Annotated in this window: 14 protein-coding genes and 1 tRNA gene; 8 read left to right on the plus strand and 7 right to left on the minus strand. The window is 64.1% G+C overall.

The window, feature by feature from the left end; all coding sequences use genetic code 11:
• Window position 1 precedes the first annotated feature (1 nt).
• Window positions 2-1933, plus strand: coding sequence for a DNA primase (dnaG, locus tag BOX37_RS07370; protein WP_071926990.1), 1932 nt, complete (start codon window positions 2-4; stop codon window positions 1931-1933).
• Between the two features lies 1 nt (window position 1934).
• Here dnaG and BOX37_RS07375 read toward each other — a convergent pair whose 3' ends face one another.
• Window positions 1935-2180, minus strand: coding sequence for a hypothetical protein (locus tag BOX37_RS07375; RefSeq protein WP_071926991.1), 246 nt, complete (start codon window positions 2178-2180; stop codon window positions 1935-1937).
• Window positions 2181-2390: 210 nt separating this feature from the next.
• On the opposite strand from BOX37_RS07375, the gene BOX37_RS07380 reads away from it, so the two are divergent.
• The 3 genes from BOX37_RS07380 (at window position 2391) to BOX37_RS07390 (ending at window position 5177) form a co-directional block, all read left to right on the plus strand.
• Window positions 2391-2463: transfer RNA gene (locus tag BOX37_RS07380), tRNA-Asn, on the plus strand.
• A gap of 494 nt (window positions 2464-2957) precedes the next feature.
• Entirely contained in the window at window positions 2958-4154 is a 1197-nt protein-coding gene (locus tag BOX37_RS07385) for a hypothetical protein (RefSeq protein WP_240505253.1), read from the plus strand.
• Between the two features lie 165 nt (window positions 4155-4319).
• The gene (locus tag BOX37_RS07390; protein ID WP_071926992.1) at window positions 4320-5177 is read left to right on the plus strand and encodes a hypothetical protein; all 858 of its coding nucleotides are present in this window, start codon (window positions 4320-4322) and stop codon (window positions 5175-5177) included.
• A 343-nt stretch (window positions 5178-5520) separates the two neighbouring features.
• Here BOX37_RS07390 and BOX37_RS07395 read toward each other — a convergent pair whose 3' ends face one another.
• The 3 genes from BOX37_RS07395 to BOX37_RS07405 all read right to left on the minus strand — a co-directional run bounded on the left by BOX37_RS07395 (window position 5521) and on the right by BOX37_RS07405 (window position 7453).
• Complete coding sequence (locus tag BOX37_RS07395; protein WP_206045781.1) at window positions 5521-5808, minus strand: DUF5615 family PIN-like protein; 288 nt, start codon at window positions 5806-5808, stop codon at window positions 5521-5523.
• A gap of 80 nt (window positions 5809-5888) precedes the next feature.
• Window positions 5889-6122, minus strand: coding sequence for a DUF433 domain-containing protein (locus tag BOX37_RS07400; protein ID WP_071926993.1), 234 nt, complete (start codon window positions 6120-6122; stop codon window positions 5889-5891).
• A 242-nt stretch (window positions 6123-6364) separates the two neighbouring features.
• The gene (locus BOX37_RS07405; protein WP_240505254.1) at window positions 6365-7453 is read right to left on the minus strand and encodes an IS630 family transposase; all 1089 of its coding nucleotides are present in this window, start codon (window positions 7451-7453) and stop codon (window positions 6365-6367) included.
• Window positions 7454-7702: 249 nt separating this feature from the next.
• On the opposite strand from BOX37_RS07405, the gene BOX37_RS34840 reads away from it, so the two are divergent.
• Window positions 7703-8077, plus strand: a complete 375-nt coding sequence (locus tag BOX37_RS34840) for a response regulator transcription factor (RefSeq protein ID WP_206045782.1) — start codon at window positions 7703-7705, stop codon at window positions 8075-8077.
• A gap of 630 nt (window positions 8078-8707) precedes the next feature.
• Here the strand turns inward: BOX37_RS34840 and BOX37_RS07415 are convergent.
• Window positions 8708-8902 (minus strand): hypothetical protein, encoded by a 195-nt coding sequence (locus BOX37_RS07415; RefSeq protein ID WP_071926994.1) that lies wholly within the window; start codon window positions 8900-8902, stop codon window positions 8708-8710.
• Between the two features lie 364 nt (window positions 8903-9266).
• Here BOX37_RS07415 and BOX37_RS07420 point away from each other — a divergent pair, with 364 nt between their 5' ends.
• Entirely contained in the window at window positions 9267-13265 is a 3999-nt protein-coding gene (locus tag BOX37_RS07420) for a tetratricopeptide repeat protein (RefSeq protein ID WP_167659912.1), read from the plus strand.
• A 111-nt stretch (window positions 13266-13376) separates the two neighbouring features.
• On the opposite strand, the gene BOX37_RS07425 is transcribed toward BOX37_RS07420, so the two are convergent.
• Window positions 13377-14174, minus strand: coding sequence for an SAM-dependent methyltransferase (locus tag BOX37_RS07425; RefSeq protein ID WP_071926996.1), 798 nt, complete (start codon window positions 14172-14174; stop codon window positions 13377-13379).
• A gap of 734 nt (window positions 14175-14908) precedes the next feature.
• Here BOX37_RS07425 and BOX37_RS07430 point away from each other — a divergent pair.
• Together BOX37_RS07430 and BOX37_RS07435 are read left to right on the plus strand one after the other, a co-directional pair.
• Complete coding sequence (locus tag BOX37_RS07430) at window positions 14909-16018, plus strand: LLM class flavin-dependent oxidoreductase (RefSeq protein ID WP_071926997.1); 1110 nt, start codon at window positions 14909-14911, stop codon at window positions 16016-16018.
• A 209-nt stretch (window positions 16019-16227) separates the two neighbouring features.
• Window positions 16228-16383: a response regulator transcription factor gene (locus tag BOX37_RS07435; protein ID WP_240505255.1), complete on the plus strand. Its 156-nt coding sequence runs from the start codon at window positions 16228-16230 to the stop codon at window positions 16381-16383.
• Between the two features lie 34 nt (window positions 16384-16417).
• Here the strand turns inward: BOX37_RS07435 and BOX37_RS07440 are convergent, their stop codons facing one another.
• Window positions 16418-17776 (minus strand): WS/DGAT/MGAT family O-acyltransferase, encoded by a 1359-nt coding sequence (locus BOX37_RS07440; RefSeq protein ID WP_071926998.1) that lies wholly within the window; start codon window positions 17774-17776, stop codon window positions 16418-16420.
• Between the last annotated feature and the right edge of the window lie 188 nt (window positions 17777-17964).

Genomic DNA, 17964 nt, shown 5'->3' on the forward strand with positions numbered 1-17964 from the left:
CGTGGCCGGACGAATCCCAGATCGCGATATCGCGGCGATCCGTGACCGGGTCCGGATCGAAGACGTCGTCGGTGAGTACGTGGCGCTCAAGCGCGCGGGCGCCGACTCCATCAAAGGCCTGTGCCCGTTCCACGACGAGAAGTCGCCGTCGTTCCACGTGCGCCCCAACCACGGCCTGTTCCACTGCTTCGGGTGCGGTGAGGGCGGGGACGTCTACAAGTTCCTGCAGCAGATCGAGCACATCGGTTTCGTCGAGGCCGTCGAGCAGATGGCCGACCGCATCGGTTACCAGATCAACTACGAGGGCGGTGGCACCTCGGTCCAGCGCGACCGCGGCACCCGCTCCCGTCTGGTCGCCGCCAATGCCGCCGCGCACGAGTTCTACGTCGCGCAACTGCGCGAACCCGAGGCCGAGGCGGCCCGCGCCTACCTGACCGAGCGCAACTTCGACGCCGCCGCCGCCCAGCAGTTCGGCTGTGGCTACGCGCCCGGCGGCTGGGACGTGCTCACCAAGCACCTGCTCCGCAAGGGCTTCGAATTCAAGGAGCTGGAAGCGGCCGGACTGTCCAAGCAGGGCAAACGCGGCCCGATCGACCGGTTCCATCGCCGCCTGCTCTGGCCGATCCGCAACCTGGGCGGCGAGGTGATCGGCTTCGGCGCGCGCAAGCTCTTCGACGACGACACCATGCCCGGCAAGTACGTGAACACGCCGGAGACGTTGCTGTACAAGAAGTCTCAGGTGCTGTTCGGCCTCGACCACGCCAAGCGCGACATCGCCAAGGGCCACCAGGCCGTCGTCGTCGAGGGCTACACCGACGTCATGGCGATGCACCTGGCCGGGGTCAAGACCGCCGTCGCCTCCTGCGGCACCGCCTTCGGCGAGGAACACCTCCAGGTGCTGCGCAGGCTGCTGATGGACGACAACTTCTGGCGCGGCGAGATCATCTACACCTTCGACGGCGACGCCGCCGGGCAAGCCGCCGCGCTCAAGGCCTTCAGCGGCGATCAGCGCCTGGCCGGCCAGACCTACATCGCCGTCGCCCCCGACGGCCAAGACCCGTGCGAGCTCCGTCAGCACTCCGGTGACGCCGCCGTACGCGACCTGGTTGCGCGACGAACCCCGCTCTACGAGTTCGTGATTCGCGGTCTGCTCGCCGAACACAATCTCGACGATGTCGAGGGCCGGGTCGAGGCCTTGCGGCGCACGGTGCCCGTGGTCGCGCAGATCAAGGACAACGCCACCCGCAAGGGCTACGCGACCAAACTGGCGGGCTGGGTCGGCTGGGACGACATCCAGCTCGTCGTGCGTCGCGTCGGCGAGGAAGCGCGCAAGAACCGCACCGGCACGAACGGCAAGCCCACGCCCGGCGGGAAGGTCGGTGCCGCACCGGTTTCCGCGCCTCGCGCCGACGAGGGTTCCTCGGTGCGCCCCGCCCCGAACGATCCGGTGCTGCTGGCTCAGCGTCAAACCCTCAGCGCCGCACTGCAATACCCCGGCATCGCCGGGGTGGCCTTCGACGCCATCGACACCGCCGCCTTCACTCACCCCGCCTACGTGGCCGTGCGGATCATGATCGCCCAGGCGGGCGGCACGGCCTCCGGTCTCGGCGGCGCCGAGTGGGTGGCCGCCGTCGCCGACCACACCGACGACCTGATGATCCGCGCCCTGGTCTCCGAGCTGGCCAACGAGCAGCTGCCGGTGCGCTCCCAGAACGACACCCCGCGCTTCATCACCGCCATCCTCGCCCGCACCCAGGAAGCCTGGGTCGGCCGTCAGATCGCCGAGCTGAAATCCAAGCTCCAGCGCCTCTCGGCCAGCGAGGAGCCCGACACCTACATGACCCTGTTCGGCGACCTGGTGGCGCTCGAGCAGTACCGCAAGAGCCTCGCCGCGCAGGCCATGGGCAACGAGGGCTACGCGGCGGGCGCCTGACTCAGCGGCGCAGCTGGTTGTGCGGCACGAGCACCGTGGTTCGCTCGTCCAACGGCACCATCGGCTCCAGTTTCTGCTGCGTGCTCAACTTGTCCGACAGCTTCTGCCGGCCCACCGACACCAGCTTCTTCGTCACCGGACTCCCCGTGACCGCCCGCGTCGCCGCACTGATCTGCTCGTAGCGCGCGCGCCCGGCCTTGGTGCCCAGCACATACCCGGCCGCTACGCCGATGATCAACCGCAGCATCTGATGGAGCTCCTCCCACGTTCGTGTGCCGCCTCATCCTGCCCCACCCGCCCCACCCATGTCGATCCGCCCACGGTTCGTCGACACATCGTTATACGCCGCATGTCCGCAGGTAGCAGCCCGATTTGGGAACCCGCAACCCCATGCGCTAAAGTTTCATCTCGGTCAGCCCGCCAAGGCAGACCGCCTGAGTCTACCGACCCAGGGCATTCCCCTATAGCTCAATTGGCAGAGCAGCCGACTGTTAATCGGCAGGTTTCTGGTTCGAGTCCAGATGGGGGAGCGCATTAAGAAGAGGTTCTGACCTGCGTTTTTTCGCACGTGTTGGAATCTCTTTTTTGTGTTGTGCTACTGGTGCGACGCTCTCACCTGGTCTTTTGCGCGACTCGACTGTCCTACCCGCCCAGTTTCGGGATCAAGTCTGGTGATACGTGGGAAAACTGCCTCTGAGCTGCGAAACCATCACGATAAGACAGGTCTTCTACGATGTGCAACACGAAATCGACACGTTTTGGATTGCACGAGCAGCCGACACCGTGCCCGTTCTGGAAACGAAGCGGCGTAGATGCGGCACCGCAGTGCCGATGACGGAACACCATGCTCGATGAACTCGATCCACTCCTCGGCGTCGACCGCGCGGACTCGTCGATCCGTCACCATGGTCGCGCGCACTCCATGGACGAAGTGCCACCTCGACAGCCGCCCTCGGTGTCTTTCACGATCTGGTAGCCGCCGGGCAACGACGACCAGGGCAGAATCGTCGGGCAGAATCGGTGGGTGTCTGACCTCGCCGTTGCCGTGCTGCCGTTGATCCGTACCCGCGCTGACCTGCATCACCGAAGCGCGGCCACCGCTCATGGCCGGCCGATGCAGCACGCGGTTGACCTACTTGCCGACGCGTTCGATTCCGACCCAGCGGCGGTATTCGCGGTCACGCAGAAGGCCCTGGCGAGCGCGATCAAGCTCATCGCCCGCGCTGATGATTCCAGCGGGGTCATGGGCAGTGCGATCCGGGACTTGCTCGATATCCACGCGCGTTCGGCCGCGGTCGCGCGGGTGCCGGTGTCGAAGCTGGTGGCGTGGATGATCGCGTTCCAGTTCGAGGGCGAGGTTGACTACTTCGAGCTGGATCCAGTCGCCTATGCCGGTGCTCTGGGCGAGGACGGCATGGCGTCCTATCGCGACCGAATCCGGCAGTTGGAGGCCGACCTCGGGCCCGGTTCGGCACGGCGGTTCTTTGTGGAATGGAACCTGCGGCGGTTAGCGGTGGTCGCGGGCGACGTGGATGCGATCATCGCTACCCACGCGCGAGATCGTCGAGTCGCAGCGTGGTTTACCGACACCGCGCGTGCATTGGCCGAGGTCGGTGAAGTCGAGCTGGCGATCGATTGGGCCAGGCAGGCTGCCGATTTCGATCGCGGGCACCAAGCCCAGGAGGGCGCGCAGTACTGGTGTGAGTTGCTGGGCGAGTATCGCGTCGGTGAAGAACTCCCAGCTCGCGTGGAGGTGTTCACGCGGTGGCCGTCCTCGACGACCGCGGCCCGCTTGTACATGTGCGCTGGTGAGCTGTGGCCGCGATATCGCGATGATGTGCTGGCGCGGTTGGCATTCAGCGCCAGGGAAACTGTGCTGTTCGCGTTGGGGAGCTTGGGTGATGTCGAGTTGGCCTGGGACGCGGCCCATGCGCTCAACCTCACCAGTGTCGATGTGTGGGACCGGCTGGTTGCCGCGTATGAGCCCGTTGACCCCGCCGCGGTCGTTCCGGTGCTCGCCGATTTGGTTACCGCGGAACTCGCCCACACAGGTGTACGCCACTATCAGGTGGCGGCCCGCTACTTGCACAGAATGCGCGCGCTCGCCGCAGGCACCCCACAGGCCGCCGAGGTCGATCACTTGATCGGTGAATTACGTGAGAAACACCGTCGACGGCCGCGGCTCCAGCAGGAGTTCGACCGGGTCGGATTGCCTCGATAGCCAGGGCTTGTCAGCACACGGCGGGTGCGGACCCCGCGACCCGCCGAACCGGCGCCGCGTTCGTGAAGTCGCTGACGCCCGCACTTTGTCGGGGCGTTGTCGCGGAGCAAAGCTGTGGAATTACATTGCCCCACAACGGTAGTTCGAGAACAGGGTGCGTGACCGGTGAGCGAATACCAGTACTACGAGTTCATGGCTGTCGATCGGCCACTGAACGCCGATCAGCAGACGGAGCTGCGGGAGTTGTCGACGCGGGCGGTGATTACCAGCACGAGCTTTGTCAACGAGTACCACTGGGGTTCGTTTCGTGGTGCGCCTGATCGGATGATGGATCGGTATTTCGACGCGCATCTGTATCTGGCGAACTGGGGGTCGCGGCGGGTCATGCTGCGCTTGCCGAAGAAGTTGCTCAGGGCCGACACCGTCGAGCGGTACCTGCTCGACGAGCACGTCGAGGCGCGATCGGTGGGCAAGCATCTTGTCATCGACCTGCGCAGTGAGGATGAGGAGTGCGACTGGAATCACGATGCCGAGTCGTGGCTGCCCGCCATTGTGGGGGTGCGGGGGGAGTTGGCGGCCGGTGATCTGCGGCCGTTGTATCTTGCGTGGTTGGCTGGGTATGGGTCGTGGGAGCGCGATGAGTGGGCGTTCGATCGCGATCATGACGACGAGCCCGAACCGCCGGTGCCTGCGGGGTTGGGTACGTTGACCGGCCCCCAGCGAGCATTGGCCGATTTCCTTCGCCTGGACGAGGATCTGTTGCACGTCGCCGCAACCGCGTCAGCGCCGTTGCCGCCGGTGGCCGATGATCCGGGTGCGCTGGGTCGGTGGATCGCCAGTCTCGCGGTGGAGGAGAAAGACCGGCTATTGGCGCGGGTTGTTGGTGATGAGGCGGCCCAGGTGCGGATGGAGTTGTGGCAGCGTTTTCGTGGTGGCGTGGTCGATCAACCGTCGACGGCGAGCACGCGGACTGTCGCGGACTTGCTCGACGGTGTGGCACGGTACCGGGCAGAGCGTGAATAGCGGGAGGATCTTGTTCGTTTGGCCGAGCGTGACCGCATCATGTGCCCACAGCGGCTCTTCTTCGAACTCCGCTCGCCGGATCCCGCGTGCCGCGCATAGTCGGTGGATCATGTAGGGCGACAGCAGTTCACCGATGACCAACATCTGCGTGGTGGGGTGTCGGTCCTCGGCGCGACCGCTGCGGTCGAAGACCTACCCGGTTGGCCGAGGTTCGATATCTCAGTGGGTGGGCGGCGCGCGTGCGGCTTGCTATCTGGGATCAATTGCGCGCCAGCGGGATCCGATCTCGCAGCCGTGACGCCGGCACCTCTGGAGGCAGATGGGCTGGACGTTCGGATTGCTCCTAATCCTGGGTCCGTGGCGTTCTCGGCCAGGCCACTATCTGGGTCGGCCTGATCTCGACGCGGTCGGCATCGTCGAACGCCGCCACAATGGATTCCAGGTGTGTTTCGAACACGGCGAGCAGATCGTTGTTGCTGATGTTTCCCATCGCTACGACCAGAAGGCGGCGGGGTTGGCCGTGTAGTTGGTGCGAGATCCGGAAGTCGGCGTCCTTCGACACCACCACGCGGTCCTCAGCGTCGGCTTCCTTGGTGACCTGGTCGTCGGTGGTGCGGTTTCCTGCGGGCAACTGCGTTGTGTGCCGCGTCGTGTCCGGCGTCGCCTAGGAACCGGGCCAGTCGTGCCGGGAGTTGCGCGTCGACCAGGACTTCACGCGGCGTTGACAGTGACGACGGTGTGTCCGCCTGCCGCGAGAGCACCGAACTCCAGCGCGGCGAGGAGGTCGTCGGATTCCAGGTCCGGGTAGTCGTCGAGGATCTCTTCGCGGCTCATGCCCGAAGCCATCATCTCGAGGATGTTCTGCACCGGCATCCGAAGTCCGCGCACTACCGGCTGACCATGGCAGATCTGCGGATCCGAGGTGATGCGATCGAGGCGCGACATAGGCACCATCGTAGCCTTGACCATGAGATCTCTGCTAGCGATCATCGCTGACAGGGGGTTCTGTGCCCGTCGTGATCGGGGCGCCACCCGTGACTACAACGACATCCGTACGCGAGGCCACACGCGTGGTGCCGCGAGACGGACACGCCGCCGCGGCGAAGTGCCTCCCTAGGACCTGGCCGGGTGTGGATCAGACCTAGCGTCCGCGCGTTGAAACAGTGAAGGTTCGATCTAGTGCCTCGTCAGGCAACGTTCGTTAGGTAATCCGGATGCCGGATCTTGGATCCGACGGCGAAGTCGCGGATCGGTCCGGCGTGCTGGTTGCGCCAGCGGATGTAGTTGCCGATCGCGGTGTCTTGCTCGTCGTGGCTGCGGTGGTCGGTGCCGTTGAGCGCGAAATACCGCAGCGCGGCGAACTCGCACTCGATCCGATTCAACCAGGACGAATAGGCAGGCACGAACACCAACTCGACCGCGTTGGCCACGCACCATTCCCGCACCTCACGGCGTTTGTGCACCGAGTAGTTGTCCAGAATCAAGTACAGCTTGTCGCCGGGCCAGCGGGCCCGCAGCGACGTGAGGAACGCCAGGAACTCGGTCCAGCGCTTCCGGTCACGGATCCGGTAATAGAGCAGGCCCGTCGCCAGATCGAGGCCGCCGAACATGTGCCGCACCCCCTGGGTGCGGTTGTAGGGCGCGCGCAACCGATTCGGGCGTCGCCGCGGAAACCAGCCACGTCCAGCACGCGGTTGCAGGTTCAGCGGCCCGAACTCATCGACACAGACCACCCGCCCGTCAGCGGGTGGATTGTCGTAGAGCTCGAGCACCCGTGCCATCTTCGCCGCGAAATCGGGGTCGTTGCTGGCCTTCCAGGTTTTGGTGGCCTGCCACGACACCCCGCCGGCCTTCAAGATCTGACGCAGAGTCTCGCGGCTGATATCAACAATCCCGTTGAGCACCAACACATCCCACAGCTTGGACAGACTCCACGTCGAAAACGGCCAACCCAGGCTCAGGGGGCAGCACCGGGCGATCTGACAGATCCGTTCACGCATCTTCGGATCAGTCTTGCTCGGCCTGCCCCCGCTCCATTTTGGGTCCAGAGCACCAAACCCATGCTCGTTGAAGTCGTGAATCACTTGCCGCACATAGGGTTCCGAGACCTGCATCAACTTCGCGATCAGCCCGACAGGCTGCCGCTGCGCCGACGCCATCACCACGATCGCCCGCCTCGCTCTGACCGGCACCTTGCTGGTCTTGGCGATCCGCGCCACCCGCCGCCCCTCTTCCGGGAACAACGGCCGCACAAACACATCCGGCTTCCGGCCCACGACACCACCTCCACCGGCAGCATCACCCGACCCGCCGGCCAGAGCAAGCCGACACCCGATTACCGCAGCAACCTATCCAGACAAGGCACTAGTTCGCGGCTTCGTCGCCGAACGTGACCTGCAGCTGACCGTCGCGGCTTTGACCCAGACGTGCATGGTGCTTTGGTCTGGCCCCAGCCTTCGCGCCTGACGGCGGTCCACCATCGCGACTGTTTGTATAGGTCACGACCATCCGCCCTGGGTTCGCAGGTGGTCGACCAGCCCGTCCAGGGTGACTTGTGCCGCCGTCCTGGTGCTCACCACCTCGACGACGACTCCACCGTCCAGGAGGCTTTCGCCGCGGGCGCGAGCGGTTCCCTGCTCGAACACGCCGCACCCGCCGACCTGGTCGCCGCCATCCGGCGCTGCGCCGCGGGTGACAGCTGGCTCAACCCCGCCATCGTCGGCGGTGTCCTCGGCGCCCTGCGTTGCGCCGGCCGCCGCACGGTGAGCGCACCCAGGCTGCTCGCGACCCTGACCGCCCGGGAGCGAGAAGTGCTGGTACTCCATGTACTCACCTGCGCCCATCCTCCAGTTGGTGTCGTTGTCAAGAGCGGACAGCGTTGGACCGGTTGGCGGCGTTAGGCGATTGATCTGCGGATATGCCGGAACCCTGCCAAGCGTGGCATGGTACATCGGCTACTAGCGTTGGCGTAGTCGAACGTCGTTGCTCGACGTCAGCCATTAAATGGCAGGATTGATGACAAGTACAGCGCGGTCATCAGCAATCTGCTGGACAAGGTCCCCCCGCTATGCCGCCCACGGGGCGGCATCGTCTGTCCGGCTGCCACAGGAAGTGAGCCCGAAGGCCTGGGACAGGCCATTTCGAGAAGCTGCGCGCCGCCGGGTGCTCGCTGCTGTGGCTCCGGCCGACAGCAAACCGAACTCGCTGGAGGGGTGAACGTGCACCTGGCCGCCACGGCCGCCGCTATCGGCCGCACCGCCGCCGCTGTACGCGCCACCAAGCCCCGCGCTGCCCCGGGCGCCAAACTGCGACCGGGGCAACAGAACCGAGGGCTGCCACCGCCCCCAAAAGAGCAATCCGAGGCTCACCGGAGAGAAATCCCGTAGTCGGCGGTGCGCGCAGCAACCCATGCGTCTTGGGACTGGAGGCAAGGTTTGTTTCCACTTAACCTAATTGCGGTGACCTTCAGGAACTCCCTCTGACAGCCTATGCGGGCGGAAGCCGGACGCCACAAGTTGACGGGACCGAATTCAGAGGGCGCCCAGGCATGCCATTACGACCAGGACGAAGGCCGAAGTTCCGGCGAAGCCAATGCCGCCATCACGGATCGTTTCGGTGATAGGCCCGCCACCGAAGTGGGTGAGGAGACCGTTGACGATGCCGACGATGATGCCGAGCAACAGTGCGATGGCGATCATCAGCGCTTTGCGCAGAATGGGATGCATGACTGGATCTCCTGGGTTGGTTTTGAGCTGGGATTGATATCCAGCACAGCCCGCGCCATGACGTTCCGGCGAGCGCCGAGATTCGCTAAAGTCACTGAATGCGCATGTCAGGGAGCGATTTTGGGGCATCCAACTTCTCACGAGCCGCGGCGAGTCGCCGCGACTCGCGGCTCGTCGAAACGCGATGATGGCCGAGGACGGTGCGCGAGAGAAGTTCTTCACCGAACTGGATCGCCTGCGATCGGCGGCGCGGCCACCGACCGCGAGGCGCCCACCTACGGTGCAGACGATCGCCCGCGAAACCAAGGTGTCGGAGGGGACGCTACGTAACTGGTTTCCCACCGATCCTGGTCAACATCGCACGGTGTCACGCAACGACGACCAGCTGATCAGGGTGGTGGAGTACTTTCTGCGCACTGCGGGACGTCTGGCCACACATGCGGGCATGGACCGCCGTACCCGAGAGGACTGGCTGGTGTTGCGTGACGCGGCCGCCGCCACCGAACTCTCACTGTCGGGGTCCGGACGCCACGACAGCGTCGCTACGCGTATCTCCGGGTTCGGTCCGCGTTCATCGTCCGGCGCGGTGGAGGTGGTGCTGACTGTGACCGACAATCGGGTGTGGTTGCACGGCACAGACGTCGACGTGACCGCCGAGCACACCGGCGTGCGTCCGGGGTTGGTGAATGCGATCGCCGAGATCGGCAATGCACGGGCGCGGCTGCGGCGCTCGGCATTTGCACGAGCCGAGCTGGCGGGCTTGGCCTCGGAAACTGGCTCCTATTCGGTGTCGCTGCGGCGTGCGGGAAAGCTGGTTGCCGACTCCTTTCTTCCGTCGCCGGTGTCGGTGGCACTCACGCAGATACTCGCCGACGCCGTCGCCGCGCACCTGCCGGTCAGGCTCGGGATCGAGACAGGACCGTTCGCTGGATTGCCGTGGGAGACAATGCCCGATCCCCTTACCCAACGGCCGCTCGTACTGCACCCGCTGGTCACGGTCTACCGGCATATCCCCGCCCAGCCAGTTCGTACAATCCCTGGTCCCTTGCGGATTCTGGTGGCGATCGCGGCCACCGACAGGGGCAGCGGGCCGGGGTTGGATCACGAGCGGGAACTGCGCAATGTGCTATCTGCAGTGCGGGGTGCTCGCGAGCGCGACGCGGAGGTCCGCATCGTCGAATTCGCCACCACCGTCGCAATCAGGGCCGAACTGGCTCGGTCTCCCACGCACATCTTGCACCTGTCTAGCCACGGCAAGACTGGATGCCTGCTGCTCGAGAACGACAACGGCACGGCCCGCGAGGTAGACGCAGAAACATTTGTCGCGGAAGCGATCCCACCCGGGTCGATGCCTCCGGTGATCAGTCTGGCCTCCAGTCATACAGACGCCGACACAGCCGCACCGTCGTTCGCCGCCGCGCTGATCGCCCACGGTGCCAGCGCGGTGATCGGCACCGAAACCTCAGTGACCGATCGTTATGCCACCGCATTGTTCGCCCGCGTCTACCAGGAACTCACCCAGAATCAGTTCCCGGATGTAGTCGCTGCGGTCGCCGACGCACGCCGTACCATCCACCAACAATTGTCCACCTCGACCGACCCCACCGACGCCCTGCTGGCGAGCATGGACGAGTGGAATGTCGTGACCGTACTTGCGGGCAACGGCGCTGTCAGTGTGTACGACCCGGCAGTATCCGAATCGGTTCCGCGCCTTGACACCGTGAGGGTGCCGGGATTGCTGACTCGTGGGGTCGGGGAGTTCGTCGGACGACGCCACGAACAACGTAGGCTTCCCGCTGAACTGGCAGGAAACCGATACGCAGGCATCGTGCTGCACGGCATCGGAGGCGTCGGTAAGACAGCCCTGGCCGCCCATATCGTTCGCCGTCAACGGTTCGCCGTAGTGATCGCGGTGGTCACCGGCGAGACCACCATCGACGGCGTCTTGTCAGTGGTCGCCGACACCATACGCAGGCATTGCCTGATCGACGACGGTGCCTCGCGGGACCCCCGCGTGCTGCGGGCGGCCAACCTTGCCTCGGCCACCACCGAGTCGTGGCAGAACCGTTTGGATGCGCTGCGAGCATTCGTTTTCGACCAACTGCCGGTGCTGGTGGTGCTGGACAACTTCGACGACAACCTCACCAGCACAAGCACACTGTCCGATCCACAGTTGGCGGCGCTGCTGTCGGCGTGGCTTGCCGATCCGGGAGATAGCCGACTGATCGTCACCTCCCGCTACCCATTCGTACTCCCCGACAACGCTCACCATCGACTGTTGTCACATCAGATCGGGCCCTTATCGCGGGCGGAAACGTTCAAGCTGATCTGGGCCTTGCCCGCGCTGGACCGGCTCACCGCCGACGAGCTGGATCGCGTCTGGCGGCTCGTTGGCGGCCATCCGCGGAGCTTGGAATACCTCGATGCCCTGCTCAACAACCAGATCGGCCGCTACCACGAGATCACCCATCGGCTCGAGAACGCCATCACGCACAATCCCGTGGCACGACCCGCGCTCACCGCACATACTCTCGACACCGCTCTCGCAACCATCGTCGCACTCATCGCCGATGACATCCTGCTCGACCAGCTACTCGGCCGGCTTACCCCTGCCGCGAATCGGTTGCTGATCGGTGCTTCGGTCTATCGAGAGCCGGTTGAGAACAACGCGTTGCTCTACCAGATCGGCACCCACGACCCCAGCGCCGCCCGGCAACCGGACTACCGGGCACTGCGCCACACGATCACCGCCGCCACCGCCCAACACCACACCGATCTCACGCCGACCGCATTCGACCTCGACGCGCTTCCACAACACATATCCGACGAGATTGCGCCCGCGGTAATCGCTGACGACACCGAGCCGCATCCACCGATCTCGACCGATCTCGACATCGATGAGCTTGTCCATGAGTTGACCTCCCACAACCTGCTCACCATCGATCCGGAGAGCGGGCGGGTATTCGTGCATCGCTCGACCTTCTCGGCACTCGAGAGGTCCCTCGCGCACGATCAACGTGACGACATCGTCGCCGCGCACCGTCGCGCGGCCGGGTACTGGGTCTGGCGCGTGGCGGCCTGGCCACAGGATCGTGACGCCGACCTGCACGACCGACTGGAAGCCCGCTTCCATTACAGGCAAGCCTCCAACATCGCCGCAGCACACGACCTCACCCTGGCCGTCTGCGACCGCCTGCACACCATCGGAGCGTGGGATCACGAAATCACCCTCATCCACGACACCCTCCGCCATCTACCAGCCGAAGCACCTGAACGCGCTCACTGGCTACGCCAGCTCGGCATGATCGCTCAACAGCGAGGCGACTACGAGGAAGCCGAACGCCGATACCAGCGCGCCCTCACCATCGGAGAAGAACAAGGCAACCGCGCAGGCGTCGCCGCCGGCCACCACCAGCTCGGCATGATCGCCCAACTGCGAGGCGACTACGAAGAGGCCGAACGCCGATACCAGCGCGCCCTCACCATCGGAGAAGAACAAGGCAACCGCGCAGGCGTCGCCGCCGGCCACCACCAGCTCGGCATGATCGCCCAACTGCGAGGCGACTACGAGGAAGCAGAACACCGATACCAGCGCTCGCTCGCGGCAAAGAAGAAACTCGGTGACCGCGCCGGAATAGCCACGAGCTACGGGCAACTCGGTGCGCTGGCCCAAGAGCAAGGCGACTTCACCGAAGCCGAACACCGATACCGTCGTGCCCTGACCATCAAACACGAACTCGGTGACCGCGCCGGAATAGCCACGAGCTACGGGCAACTCGGTGCGCTGGCCCAAGAGCAAGGCGACTTCACCGAAGCTGAACAGCAATGCCAGCGTGCGCTGACCATCAAACACGAACTCGGTGACCGCGTCGGAATAGCCGCCGGTTACGGTCAGCTCGGTGTGCTGGCTCAGTTGCGGGGTGACTACACCGAAGCCGAATACCAATACCGGCGCGCTCTCGCTCTCGCCGGAGAACTCGGCTACCGCGCCGGAATAGCCGGCATCTACCACCAGTTCGGTGCGCTGGCTCAGTTGCGGGGTGACTACACCGAAGCCGAATACCAATACCGGCGCGCTCTCACCCTGGCCGAAGCACTCGGCTACCGTGCCGGAATAGCCACCACGATCACTTCCCTCGGATCACTCGCGCTTCAGCAGGATCACCTGTTTGAAGCAGTGCAGTGGCAAATCCAAGCCTGGCGCCTACACACCGAAATGGCGTTAGGGGCCGCCGCGGTACTCAACCTGGATGCGCTTCGACAACTGCGAGGCGGGATCGGTGTGGAACTCATCCTTGAAGTAGCACACCAGATCCTCGACCCGGCCCAGGCAAGAGCTCTTGAGGATCTGCTCGACCAATAGCCATAGCCCCACAGTCGCCCTCGTCTCACCACCAGAGCGATGCCAGCGAACCAGACGAGCGACTCCCAATTCGCATCGTTACTGGATCGAACAAGGATCCGGCATCCCTTTTCATGGCTTGCGTGCGACAGCGCCGTAGGACGAAATCGATTGCTCGATGCCCCCCGAGCCCGCCTTGTTGCGCCATTCGGTGATCGGACCGAAGCCCGGCTCGACAAACTCGAAACCGTCGAAGACCGCGCGGATCGCCTCCTGGGTGCGCGGAACATACGGCACACCTCCGGACTTCGTGTACTCCTCACACAGGGTCACATATGCCTGACTGTCGGGAGTTCCGTCCCACAGCACCAGATAGCTGCCCGAAGGAGTCGCATCCATGACGGTGCGCACGATGTGCAGCATGTCCTCATAGCTGCGGGCATGACCGAGGACACCCATGAACATCACTCCGACCGGCTGGCTGAAATTCAAGATGTTGCGCGCGTCGGCAATGACTCGGTCCGGATCATGGAAATCGCAATTGAAGTAGGCGGTAACACCCTCGTCGGTGGTACTGGTCAGCAAGGCACGCGAGTGAATGAGCGCAAGCGGATCGTTGTCGATGTAGACGACCTTGGACTCCGATGCCACCGACTGGGCGACCTCATGGGTGTTCTGCATGGTGGGAAGGCCGGCGCCAACGTCGAGAAACTGACGGATCCCAACCTCACCGGCCAGGTATCGCACCACCCGAACGAGGAACTGGCGTGACTGAACAGACACGGTCGCGATGTCTGGGTCGATCTTCAGACTCGCCTCTCCGACAACACGATCCACCTCATAGAAGTCCTTACCGCCCATCCAGAAGTTCCAGATCCGCGCAGAAGACGGAATATCAGTGCGGATCATCGCTTCGTACTCACCGGTCATGAGGGTAATCTCCTGGTTCAGTGCCGCCGGACAACAGTGCGTGGATGGCCGGTGGCGGCGGGCCACCGATGTCCCTCGTGGCCACCGCTGAACAGACTCCTCGGTTACGCGCATAGGAGACCGAAGAGCGTGCTGTGCATTCACAAGGACAAGTCCGCGTGTCTCCGAGTGCGTTTGGCTCGATGTTCAGTGGCCAACCTTAACCCGGTTTTCACTCGATTGCCATGTGTCGTGATCGGTTGTCCTGCAATATGTTCCACTCATGGCCTACGAGCAGTCGAAACATCCTGTGCCCAACGAGTTACGTGCGAGGATCGCCCCTGCTACACAGCAAATCGCGCATCTGGCCGAGGGTGGCTCCGCGTCGGCCGAGGGCGAGAGACGTTCGTGCCGACCGGCAGGCGTGCCTGGCAGACGCTGCCCCATCGTTCTGCGGCACCCGTGCCGATCGCCCACCGGAGACTCACTTACACGGTCCATGCGTTGAATTCGCCCCACACACCGCCGGGATCCCGACGCTTGGCGACCAACTACCGGGAGTGACACCGGCGGCGAGTCGCGCGACATTCATCTGTCCCCTTAACCGAAACATTGTCGGCTACGGAATACTGACTGTGAACGAAATCAAGCGATTCGTGAGTAGCGTGACTAATTTGTATCCACCTAGCGCAAGTCGCCAGGTTGGCTATCGAACGGACCACACCGTAACAATTTACACAAGAAGGGAACTTGAAATGAAGGTCGGATTCTTCATGCAGCCGATTCACCCGCCAGGAACATTCGTGGCCGAGGGTATTGCACAGGACCTCGATGAGATCGAATTTCTCGACTCGCTTGGTGTCGACGAGGCATGGTTTGGTGAACACCTCACCGCAAAGACGGAGCCGTGGCCAGCTGGTGACCTGATCATATCGCAGGCCATCCCGCGGACGAAGAACATCAAACTCTGCTCCGGAGGATATGTTCCCCACTTCTATCATCCTGCGGCACTGGCATTCCGGATCATGCAACTCGATCACATGGCGCAGGGCCGGTACATATGCGGCATAGCCGCCGGTACGATCCCCGGCGATTTCAAGCTCACGAACGTCGACAATCTCTCCGGTCAGCACCGGGAAATGCAGGCCGAGGCAATCGAGATAATGAAAATGATCTGGACCTCGCACCTCGACGGCGAGTGGGAATTCAAGGGCAAGTTTTGGCAGGTCCGGAATCCCGGCCATGGGCTATTGATGGGTGAAGACCCGACCCGATGCGCCTACGGCTTCGGCCCGTTCTGGAAGCCGTATCAGGATCCGCATCCACCGATCGCCATCGCAGGTATTTCTCCCAACAGCGCCAGCATCAAGTTTGCCGGCGAGGGCGGTTACATTCCACTGAGTGTGTTCTTCAACGCGCGCTTCCTGACCGGCCACTGGGATACCTACGCCACCGCAGCACGGGAAAACGGCCACACTGTCGACCGCAGCATTTGGCGTGTGAACCGCGAGATTTTCGTCGCCGATACCGACGCAGAAGCACGAAACTTCGTCCGGAACAGCCTTCAAGCCGAGGTTTGGCAGAAACACTTTCTCGTATTCATGGCCGCTATCGGCTGGCTGGACTACCTGAAACACGATGACTCCGTGCACGACTCAGATATCACCGTCGACTACCTGATGGATCATCTGTGGATCGTCGGTTCACCAGACACCGTCCGCCAGCGCCTGGAGGACCTGTACGGAGAAATCGGTGGATTCGGAACAGTGCTGCCCACCAAATATGGTCACATGGGCAAGCGGAAGCAGATGTGGAACAGTCATAAACTGCTGATGGAGGAGGTCATGCCAAAAATGTCAGTTTGAAACGATGTCACAGATAACAAGAGGGGGCGGTAGACTTCAGCCGCTTGAGTGATAGGCACCACCTCCATCGGCAGCACCGCTGCCGATGGAGGTGGTGCCGCCTGGGCATTAGCCACTGTGCATCGACGTGCCAACATCCATGACACCAGATGCCAACCAAATCTGGGAATGTGAGTGAACCTCCCAACGCCACCTACCGCCGGTAACTCATGGCACTCGGACGGTCCAACACCGAAATCAGTGCCGAACTGTTCATCAGCGAGGCAGTCACCCGCACCCACGTCGCCCAGGTGATCACGAAGACCGGATCCCGCGACCGAACCCAGGCCGTTGGCCTCGCGTATCAGAGCGGGCTGATGCGGTGAGGACCGCCGCCGAACCAGCGGACGCGCCCGTGCGTCAATCGAGCTGTTCGAGTTCGGCCAGGGATTCCTCCAGCCCGAGGAGGAGCCGCTGCAGGTGGGGGACGGCGCGGCGGCAGCCGACGATGCCGAAGTGCATGCTGCCACCGGAGCTGATGGTGGTGATGTTGACGGCTTGGCCGTCGAGCGGGATCGACGCGGGATAGAAGGCTTCGAGTCGGACTCCGTTCCAGTATTTCGGCTTCTCGTCGCCGGGGACATTCGAGATGACGATGTTGAACGGCGGTCGGCCGTTGTCGTGCCGCCAGGGCAGCGACGGCAACGCCAGGCCGGCCACGTTCACCGCCGACAGGCCGAGCACCTGCAGTGGAGTCAACCGCGACATGGTCGACTTCGTCCGGACCATCGACTCGCGGATGCGCGCCAGGCGAGCGTGCGGGTCGGGTTCGTCGGTGCCGAGATCGCACAGTGCCGCGCCGACCGCATTGCCGCCGTCGGCCGGTCCCGTCTCGGTCCCGCGCAGCGACACCGGGACCATCGCGATCAGCGGACGCTCGGGCAGCACGTCCTCGGCGAGCAGATATCGGCGCAGGGCACCCGCGCACAGGGCGAGGACCAGATCGTTGAGCGTGACGCCGGTCGTCGCGGTGACGGCCCGCAATCGAGACAGCGGCCACGACTGCGCGGCGAACCGTCGGCCGCCGCTGATCGGCACGTTGAACATGGTGTGCGGCGCGCGGAACGGCAGCGGGCCCGGCGTGCGCCGTGTGAGTTCGAGGGTTCCCGAGATCGCCTCCGGCACCGAACCGACGGTCCGGGAGATCGACCGCACCGCGCCGGTCAGGTCGGACAATCCTGTCGACTTCTGTTGTCTGCGTTGCCGTTCCGCCCGCCACGGTGGTCGACAGTCGCGGGCCACCGGATCCGACGCCAATGTGCGCTGCCAGGTCCGCACAGCCGCGACGCCGTCCATCAGCGCGTGATGCGTCTTGGCGTACATGGCCACACGGCCATCGGCCAGGCCCTCGATCACGTACACCTCCCACAGCGGGCGGTGCCGGTCCAGTAGTGCACCGTGCAGCATCGACACCAGCTCCAGCAGTTCCCGCACGCGTCCGGGCGCGGGCAGGGACAGTAGCCGGACGTGGAAGTCGAGTTCGACGTCGTCGTCGAGGTCCCACCGCAGCAGGGAGAACGCGCCGAGCGAACGCCCCGGCCGCCGCCGGAACATCGACGCCACCGTGCCGTCGCCGCGCACCATGTCCTCGTACAGCGTCCGAGCGAAATCGTCGGCACGGTCGGTCTTTTCGAACAATGCCAGCCCGCCGACGTGCATCGGATGCTCACGCGACTCCATCGCCAGGAACATCGCGTCCATCGGGGGCATGTAGGTCATGGTGGTCCTTCCCTGACGGCCGACCTGATCTTCCCACCCTCGCAGGAGCCACCGCAGCGATTCGTGCCCATGGTGTGCAGGGACGTCAGCGGTTGTCCACGGCACCGCGCTCTGACCACGGCAGCCTGCGCGGCGACTCCGGCGCCGATTCGCGGCTCTGTGAGCGACGACGGGATCATTGACCAGGC

Source organism: Nocardia mangyaensis (genome assembly GCF_001886715.1).
In the GTDB taxonomy this organism is placed as follows: domain Bacteria; phylum Actinomycetota; class Actinomycetes; order Mycobacteriales; family Mycobacteriaceae; genus Nocardia; species Nocardia mangyaensis.